Here is an 8,828-nt window from a genome sequence, read left to right on the forward strand (position 1 = left end):
CATTTCAGGGCATCATGGGGTTGGCTTGACATCAGTATGGCTTTTCGATTGACTGGTCCTGCAAGCCCCCCTTGATTGATATTTTTAACAACAAAGGTGTTGCATCATGTCGGTACCCCCGCGTGCCGTTCAGCTTAACGAAGCGAACGCGTTCCTTAAGGAACATCCTGAGGTTCTCTACGTTGACCTTCTGATTGCAGATATGAATGGTGTGGTGCGTGGCAAGCGCATCGAGCGCACCAGCCTCCACAAGGTTTACGAGAAAGGCATCAACCTGCCTGCCTCCCTCTTCGCCCTGGACATCAACGGTTCCACCGTCGAAAGCACCGGGCTTGGCCTGGACATCGGCGATGCTGACCGCATCTGCTACCCGATCCCTGGCACCCTCTCCAACGAACCCTGGCAAAAACGCCCGACCGCCCAGCTGCTGATGACCATGCACGAGCTGGAAGGCGAGCCGTTCTTCGCCGACCCGCGTGAAGTGCTGCGCCAGGTGGTGAGCAAGTTCACCGAGATGGGCCTGACCATCTGTGCCGCGTTCGAGCTGGAGTTCTACCTGATCGACCAGGAGAACGTGAACGGCCGCCCGCAGCCGCCGCGCTCGCCAATTTCGGGCAAACGCCCACAGTCGACCCAGGTGTACCTGATCGACGACCTCGACGAATATGCCGACTGCCTGCAGGACATCCTCGAAGGCGCGAAAGAGCAAGGCATCCCGGCCGACGCCATCGTCAAGGAAAGCGCCCCGGCGCAGTTCGAAGTTAACCTGCACCACGTGGCCGACCCGCTCAAGGCCTGCGACTACGCGGTACTGCTCAAGCGGTTGATCAAGAACATCGCCTACGACCATGAAATGGACACCACCTTCATGGCCAAGCCCTACCCGGGCCAGGCAGGCAACGGCCTGCATGTACACATTTCCGTGCTGGACAAAGATGGCAACAACATCTTCACCAGCGAGGATCCCGAGCAGAACGCCGCGCTACGTCACGCTGTCGGCGGTGTGCTCGAGACCCTGCCAGCGTCCATGGCGTTCCTCTGCCCGAACGTGAACTCGTACCGCCGCTTTGGCGCGCAGTTCTACGTACCGAACGCGCCGAGCTGGGGCCTGGACAACCGCACCGTGGCCCTGCGCGTGCCGACCGGCTCGCCGGACGCCGTGCGCATCGAGCACCGGGTGGCCGGTGCCGACGCCAACCCGTACCTGATGATGGCTGCCGTGCTGGCCGGTGTGCATCATGGCCTGACCAACAAGATCGAACCGGGTGAGCCGATTGAAGGCAACTCGTACGAGCAGCTGGAGCAGAGCCTGCCGAACAACCTGCGCGATGCCCTGCGCGAGCTGGACGACAGCGAGATCCTGAACAAGTACATCGATCCGAAGTACATCGACATCTTTGTCGCGTGCAAGGAAAGCGAGCTGGAGGAGTTCGAACACTCCATCTCCGACCTCGAGTACAACTGGTACCTGCACACCGTGTAAGCAAAAACGCCGCCCACAAGGGCGGCGTTTTTCATTGGGTTGCAGGCAACTCGATCCCTGTAGGAGCGGCCTTGCCACAGGCAGATACCTTACAAGGACTTCTCGAAAATCTTCGAATTACGCTGATAGTTGTACAGCGAAGCCCGAGCAGCCGGCAGTCGCTCAACCCCACTGGGCGCAAACCCGCGTTCGCGGAACCAGTGCGCCGTACGCGTAGTAAGTACAAACAAGGTATTCAACCCCATCTGCCGCGCCCGGCTCTCGATACGCTCCAGCAATTCATCCCCACGCCCGCCATGGCGATACTCCGGGTTCACCGCCAGACACGCCAGCTCCCCTGCCTCGGAGTCGGCAATCGGGTACAGCGCCGCACAGGCGATGATCATGCCCTCGCGCTCCACCACGCTGAACTGCTCGATTTCCCGCTCCAGGACCTCGCGCGAACGGCGCACCAGAATGCCCTGCTCTTCCAGCGGGCTGATCAGCTCCAACAAGCCACCCACGTCCTCGATGGTCGCCTCGCGCACCACCTCGAACTGCTCCTGCGACACCAGCGTACCGCCACCGCCACGGGTGAACAGCTCGGTCAGCAACGCGCCGTCTTCGGCATAGCTGACGATATGGCTACGCGCCACACCGCCCTTGCAGGCCTCGGCGGCGGCATCCAGCAGCTCGCCCTGGTAATCGCTGCCCAGTCGTTGAAGATGCGGGGCAACCTGCTGCGGGCGCAGCTCGCGCACCAGCTTGCCGTCAGCATCCAGCAGCCCCGGCTCTGCGCCGAACAGTAGCAGCTTGTCGGCGCCCAGCTCGATGGCAGCGCGGGTGGCCACGTCTTCGCAGGCCAGGTTGAAGATCTCGCCGGTGGGCGAGTAGCCGAGCGGCGACAGCAGCACGATGGAGCGCTCGTCGAGCAGGCGGCTGATGCCCTTGCGGTCGACCCGACGCACTTCACCGGTGTGGTGGTAGTCCACCCCTTCCAGCACGCCAATCGGCCGCGCAGTGACCAGGTTGCCGGACGCCACGCGCAGGCGCGAGCCCTGCATCGGCGAAGCAGCAATGTCCATCGACAGGCGTGCTTCGATGGCCAGGCGCAGGGCGCCGACAGCATCGATCACGCAGTCCAGGGTGGCGGCATCGGTGATGCGCAGGCCACGGTGGTAATGCGGGGTCAGCCCACGATCGGCCAGGCGGCTTTCGATCTGCGGGCGCGAGCCATGCACCAGCACCAGCCGCACGCCAAGACTGTGCAGCAGCACCAGGTCGTGGACGATGTTGCCGAAATTAGGGTGTTCCACCCCATCGCCAGGGAGCATGACCACGAAGGTGCAGTCGCGATGGGCATTGATGTACGGGGAGGCATGACGCAGCCAGTTGACGTAGTCGGGCATGACAGGGCCTGTGGATAAGTGGACGGAGAACGGCGGTACAGGGGCGTTCAGGATCATCGTCGGAACAGGCTTGCGGTCACGCGCGGTCTCCTCTAGGCAGGAACGAATCAGGTCAATGGACGTTTAGTTCAGGCAATAGTGCCGGATCAGGTCACGCAATAGACGCACGGTAGGCTCGATTCGTGACATTTCAAGGTATTCGCCAGGCTGGTGGGCACAGGCGATGTCGCCAGGGCCGAGCACGATGGTCTGGCAGCCCAGCTGCTGAAGATAAGGCGCTTCGGTGCCGAACGCCACCGCTTCGGCGCGGTGGCCGGTCAGGCGCTCCGCCACTTGCACAAGCTCGGCATCGGCGGCCTGCTCGAACGGCGGCACCTCCGGGAACAGCGGTGCGTAGTCGATGCGCACATCATGGCGCTCGGCCACCGGCACCAGCTTCTCGCGGATGGCGGCGCGCAGTTGCTCCACGTCCATGCCCGGCAATGGCCGCAGGTCGAACTCCAGGGCGCACTGGCCACAGATGCGGTTGGGGTTGTCACCCCCGTGGATACAGCCGAAGTTCATAGTCGGCGTCGGCACGGTGAACTGCGGGTTGCGGTAGGTTTGCTGCCATTGCTGGCGCAGGCCCATCAGCTCGCCCATCACCGCGTGCATGGCCTCCATGGCGCTGCGGCCCAGGTTTGGGTCCGACGAATGGCCGCTGCGCCCGAGGATGTCGATGCGGTCCATGAGGATGCCCTTGTGCATGCGGATCGGCCGCAGCCCGGTCGGCTCACCGATTACCGCCGCACGGCCCAACGGCTGGCCGGCTTCGGCCAGGGCGCGGGCGCCGGACATTGAGCTTTCTTCGTCGCAAGTGGCCAGAATCAGCAATGGCTGCTTGAAGTCGTGCTCCAGCAGCGGGATGACAGCTTCGATGACCAGGGCAAAGAAGCCCTTCATGTCGCAGCTGCCCAGGCCGACCCAGCGGCCATCGACCTCGGTGAGCGTCAGCGGGTCGCTGGTCCACAGTTGTTCGTCGTAAGGTACGGTGTCGCTGTGCCCGGCCAGCACCAGGCCGCCCGGGCCGCTGCCACGGCTGGCCAGCAGGTTGAACTTGCCGGGGCTGACCTGCTGGATGTCGCACGTGAAACCCAGGTCGCCCAGCCAGCCGGCCAACAGGTCGATGACCTGGCGGTTGGACTGGTCCAGCGCGGGCTGGGTGCAACTGACCGAAGGCGCGGCGATCAAGGCGGCAAACTGGTCTTTCAGCGTCGGCAACGGCATGCGCATACTCCTCGGAAGCGTTGCCCATCATAGGACTATCCGCTGTCTGGAATAAACCGTTGGCGGCGGACTGCTGTAGACTCTGCGTCAACCACGCCCCCCTTCGAGTCTGTGATGCACAAAGAAACCGAACTGAAGCTCCGCGCCAGCCGCGAGACCCTTGCCGCCCTGCGCGAGCACCCTCTGCTGAAAAAGCGCAACAAGTCCGGCTGGCAGACCCGCGAACTGCTCAACCAGTACTTCGACACCCCCGAGCGTGAGCTGTCCGCCGCCCGTGTCGCCCTGCGCCTGCGCCGCGACGGCGACGCCGTCATCCAGACCCTCAAGTGCCGCGGCACCAGCGTGGCCGGCCTGTCCGAGCGCAACGAGTACGAGTGGAACCTGGACAAGGTCAAGCTCGACCTGAAAAAGCTGGACGCCACCTGCTGGCCCGAGCAACTGGCCAACCTGGACAAGAAAACCATCAAGCCACTGTTCACCACCGACTTCAGCCGTGAATACGCCGAAATCGCCTGGGGCCGTGGCAAGAGCAAAGTCGTGATCGAGGCTGCGTTGGACCAGGGCTTCGTGATCGCCGGCAAGCGCAAGGAAGAAATCTGCGAGCTGGAGCTGGAACTGCGCGAAGGTGATCCGCAAGCCCTGCTGGAACTGGCCGCCGAGCTGGCCGCCAGCCTGCCCCTGATGCCTTGCGACATCAGCAAGGCCGAGCGTGGCTACCGCCTGCTGGAGCCGGACAGCTACGAGCTGGGCCTGCCGCACACCGAGCTGGACGCCGAAATGGCCGTAGACGACGCTTACGCCGCCCTGGCCTGGCAACTGCTGGGCAGCAGCCAGCGCCTGGCCGAGCAATACCTCCACAACGGCCACTGGCGCCTGCTGCAGGACTGGGTCGAGTGCCTGAGCGAGCTGCGCGCCATCACCGCCAGCCTGGGCCAGGCCGCGCCGCGTGCCACTACCCGCGACCTGCGCAGCAGCCTGGACGCCCTGCTGGAAGACTGGCGCCCGCTGGTGCAGGCCGGCAACGATGACGAAGACATTCGCCGCGCCGCGCCCGAGCAGTTCGCCGAAGAGCTGGAAGACGTGCGCTGGGGCCAGTTCTCGCTGGAAACTTCGCGCTGGCTGCTGGCCCGCGCCTGGACCGCCGAGCGCAAGGGCCGTGGCGAGCGTCAGGGCAAGGCGCAACTGGCCAGCTGGCTGGGGCACCTGCTGGGCGAAGAAGGCCGCGCGTTGAAGCTGCCGCTGTACACCCAGCGCCCGGAAGACCTGGCCGAGCAATTGCCACGTATCGAACAGCTGCTGGCCTGGCTGCACCATGCCCGCCAGGTACTCGACGCGCCGCAGATGGACCGCCTGTATGGCGACCTGAAGAAGCTGCATGAGCTGGCGGTACAACCAATCAGCGATGAACAGGCGGAGCAATCGATCACCGCTGAGTTGCTGGAAGCACGTATCGAGCAAGCTCGGGCGGTGGATCAGAGCCGCGGCTGGAAGCATCTGCTCAAGGCTTGATACCGCATCGCCCGCTCCCACAGGTACAGCGCTGGCCTCAAGCTTGGCGCAATACCTGTGGGAGCGGGCGTGCCCGCGAATGCTCTAACGCGACAGTGGCAGGCTAGTGGTGGACTTGATCTCCGATAGCGCCACAATCGAGTTCACTTCCTGGATACCCGGCACGTTCGACAGCTTTTCGAAGAAGAAGCGCTCATAGGCCTCGATGTCCGATGTGACGATCCGCAGCAGAAAGTCCACCGACCCCATCAGCACATAACACTCCAGTACCTCCGGGAACCCGCGGATCGCCTCGGTGAACTCGGTAAAGTTCGAGCGCCCATGGGCATTCAGCTTCACCTCAGCGAAAATCTGCGTGTTAAGGCCGATCTTCTTGCGGTCCAGCAAGGTTACCTGCCCACGAATCACCCCCTCCTCCTTCAACCGCTGAATGCGCCGCCAGCACGGCGATTGCGACAGCCCCACACGCTCGGCGATCTGCGCGCTGGACAGCGAAGCGTCTTCCTGTAGCAGCTCAAGAATGCGACGGTCGTAGGCATCCAGCTCGCTATGCATTGATAATTCTCCAACTAGTCAAATTTCGAATAGATCTATTCGAACAGTCCGCACAACAGCCAAATCATAGCGAAAAAATACCGCCCCGAACGTGCAAGAATTTCTCCCACATTCGCGGAGACCAGCATGAACGCACAGCCCCGTACCGACGCCTGGGCCGCCAGCAACGCCCACAGCACCGTGCACTACCGCCTGCAAGCGGAAGCCGAGCCCGACAGCCTGTGCCGGGTGCTCAACCTGTTTGCCCTGCAGTTCCTGACCCCGCACAGCGTGCAGGTCAGCCAGCAGGACGACTGGCTGAATATCGAAGTGGGCATTGGCGGACTGAGCTGGCACCGGGCCGAGGTGATTGCGCAGAAACTGCGTAACCTGGTGTGTGTGGGTGAAGTAAGCCTGACCAACCAGCAACGGGTGGAACTGGCGGTGGTCTGACAGCCACAGTAAAATCCCGAAACCCTTCAGCTTCGGTGCCCCTCCTCCATCCGTCTAGCCTTGGTCAGGACTTCCTTATCAGGCACGGACGCCAACATGCACACCCCCGACAACCCGGCACTCGACCTCAAGCGCGTGCTCGAAGCCCTGCTCGCCGACCAGCACCTGCACGCCAACGACACCCTGCAAGTCCTGGAATACGCCGCCGCCCACCCGGCCGGCCACCCGCTTGAGCAGATAGCCGCCTGCAGCCTGGAAAACCGCCAACACCCCGGCCAGCTTCTGGACCTGGACCGCCTCTGCCAATGGCTGGCGAACAAGGTCGACCAGCCCTACCTGCGCATCGACCCGATGCAGCTCGACCTGCCCCAGGTCACCGGCCTGATCTCCCCGGCCTTCGCCCAGCGCCACGGCATCCTGATTGTCGCCGCCGACGCATCCGGCATCACCGTCGCCAGCGCCCAGCCATACCAGGATGACTGGCAGGCAGACCTGGCCCGCAGCCTGGGCCGGCCGATCCGCCGCGTGCTGGCCAGCCCGGTGCAGATCCGCCAGTCAGGGCAGTCGTTCCAGCGCCTGGCCCAGTCGGTGAAAGGCGCGCAACACCAGCAGTCGGCCAGCCTGGGCGAGCTCGAACAGCTGCTGGAGCTGGGCAAGCGTCAAACCGAGACCAGCGCGGACGACGCGCACATCGTGCATATCGTCGACTGGCTGCTGCAGTACGCCATCGAGCAACGCGCCAGCGATATCCACCTGGAGCCACGCCGCGAACAGGGCCAACTGCGCTACCGCATCGATGGCCTGCTGCATACCGTTTATACCTTTCCCACCAATGTCACCCTGGCGCTGGTCAGCCGCCTGAAGCACCTGAGCCGCATGGATGTCGCAGAAAAGCGCCGGCCACAGGACGGTCGCCTGCAAAGCCGGCTGCCGGGCGGCGGCGAGGTGGAGCTGCGGCTGTCTACCCTGCCGACCCCGTTCGGCGAAAAACTGGTACTGCGCCTGTTCGACCCGCATCAGCTGCACGAGGGCTTCGACCGCCTCGGCCTGGAAGGGCCGCAACTGGCCCAGTGGCAAAGCCTGTTGCGCCAGCGCCAGGGCATCATCCTGGTCACCGGCCCGACCGGCTCCGGCAAGACCAGCACGCTGTACGCCAGCCTCAAGCTGCTGGCCACGCCACAGGTCAACCTGTGCACCATCGAAGACCCGATCGAACGCCTGGAACCCGCCTTCAACCAGCTGCAGGTGCAGCCCGCGCTGGACCTGGGTTTTGCCAACGGGGTGCGGGCCATGCTGCGCCAGGACCCGGACATCATCATGATCGGCGAAATCCGTGACCGCGAAACTGCCTTGGTGGCAGTGCAGGCGGCATTGACCGGGCACCTGGTGTTGTCGACCCTGCATACCAACGATGCCTGTTCTGCAATCACCCGCCTGCAAGAGCTGGGTGTAGCCGATTACCTGATCAAGGCGACCCTGGTCGGGGTCATGGCTCAGCGCCTGGTGCGTACGGTGTGCTCAGACTGCCAGGCCCATGCATCAGCAACCTGCCGAACCTGCCGTGGCACTGGCTTCCACGGGCGCACAGGGTTGTTCGAACTGCTGCAACCCAGCGAAAACCTGCGCGCCCTGATTGGCCCGAACGCCGACCTGACGCATCTACGGCGCCAGGCGCTGGTCGATGGACTGATTGACCTGCGCCGTTGCGGGGAGGCCAAAGTGGCTTGCGGGCAGACCCGCACAGAGGAAGTGCTGCGCGTCTGCAACTGACGAAAAGTCCTTTGTATTCAAGGAACTTGCCTCACCGGAAAAGATCCAAGGGCGCATCTTCAACCCTCACCCTTCGAGGTGTTTCAACATGCGTCTCAAAACCGCCATCGCCGCCGCTGCCTTGCTTTCTCTGCCTATTGGCTCGGCCATGGCCGATACCTTTTGGCGTAACGTGATGACTTCCGGTGCAACCACGGCATCGAGCTACCTGACCTCGCACGATCACAAGCTGGTAGTAGCCGCACAGGATGATGCCGGCAGCTTCGTGGCCAGCGAAGGCGCCATTCGTGGGCCGTTCCTGGAGGCAGCGTTGAAGCAGGTGCGGGCGGAAAATCCGGAGATGCAGGCTTCTGACATGGAGCTGGCCAATGCCATTCTGGCCAAGAACGCGGTAGCCGAATAACCGCGTCGCCTGCTTCGCGGGC

8 protein-coding genes are annotated in these 8,828 nt (G+C 63.6%); 5 read left to right on the top strand and 3 right to left on the bottom strand.

Annotated features, from left to right (window positions below):
• Nucleotides 1-106: 106 nt before the first annotated feature.
• Entirely contained in the window at nucleotides 107-1,483 is a 1,377-nt protein-coding gene (locus ACF8MI_RS14080) for a glutamine synthetase family protein (protein WP_016712594.1), read from the top strand.
• 89 nt (nucleotides 1,484-1,572) lie between these two features.
• Here the strand turns inward: ACF8MI_RS14080 and argA are convergent, their stop codons facing one another.
• Both argA and argE read right to left on the bottom strand, forming a co-directional pair.
• Nucleotides 1,573-2,871 carry an amino-acid N-acetyltransferase gene (gene argA / locus ACF8MI_RS14085; RefSeq protein WP_060498133.1) on the bottom strand — a complete coding sequence of 433 codons (1,299 nt, stop codon included), beginning with the start codon at nucleotides 2,869-2,871 and terminating at the stop codon, nucleotides 1,573-1,575.
• A 123-nt stretch (nucleotides 2,872-2,994) separates the two neighbouring features.
• Nucleotides 2,995-4,137, bottom strand: coding sequence for an acetylornithine deacetylase (argE, locus tag ACF8MI_RS14090; protein ID WP_060498134.1), 1,143 nt, complete (start codon nucleotides 4,135-4,137; stop codon nucleotides 2,995-2,997).
• A gap of 114 nt (nucleotides 4,138-4,251) precedes the next feature.
• On the opposite strand from argE, the gene ACF8MI_RS14095 reads away from it, so the two are divergent.
• Nucleotides 4,252-5,646: an inorganic triphosphatase gene (locus ACF8MI_RS14095; RefSeq protein WP_200928891.1), complete on the top strand. Its 1,395-nt coding sequence runs from the start codon at nucleotides 4,252-4,254 to the stop codon at nucleotides 5,644-5,646.
• Nucleotides 5,647-5,730: 84 nt separating this feature from the next.
• Here the strand turns inward: ACF8MI_RS14095 and ACF8MI_RS14100 are convergent, their stop codons facing one another.
• Nucleotides 5,731-6,201, bottom strand: coding sequence for an Lrp/AsnC family transcriptional regulator (locus ACF8MI_RS14100; RefSeq protein ID WP_027592247.1), 471 nt, complete (start codon nucleotides 6,199-6,201; stop codon nucleotides 5,731-5,733).
• 126 nt (nucleotides 6,202-6,327) lie between these two features.
• Here ACF8MI_RS14100 and ACF8MI_RS14105 point away from each other — a divergent pair, with 126 nt between their 5' ends.
• From ACF8MI_RS14105 to ACF8MI_RS14115, 3 genes are all read left to right on the top strand, one after another.
• Nucleotides 6,328-6,633, top strand: a complete 306-nt coding sequence (locus ACF8MI_RS14105; RefSeq protein ID WP_060498136.1) for a hypothetical protein — start codon at nucleotides 6,328-6,330, stop codon at nucleotides 6,631-6,633.
• Nucleotides 6,634-6,729: 96 nt separating this feature from the next.
• On the top strand, nucleotides 6,730-8,403 hold the full coding sequence (locus ACF8MI_RS14110) for a GspE/PulE family protein (protein WP_200928892.1): 1,674 nt from the start codon (nucleotides 6,730-6,732) through the stop codon (nucleotides 8,401-8,403).
• Nucleotides 8,404-8,491: 88 nt separating this feature from the next.
• A complete protein-coding gene (locus ACF8MI_RS14115) occupies nucleotides 8,492-8,806 on the top strand; it encodes a DUF2388 domain-containing protein (protein ID WP_060498138.1) in 315 nt (104 codons plus the stop codon).
• Nucleotides 8,807-8,828 lie beyond the last annotated feature (22 nt).

Origin of the sequence: Pseudomonas sp. yb_9, assembly GCF_043103635.1 — a bacterium.
GTDB classification, from domain to species: domain Bacteria; phylum Pseudomonadota; class Gammaproteobacteria; order Pseudomonadales; family Pseudomonadaceae; genus Aquipseudomonas; species Aquipseudomonas monteilii.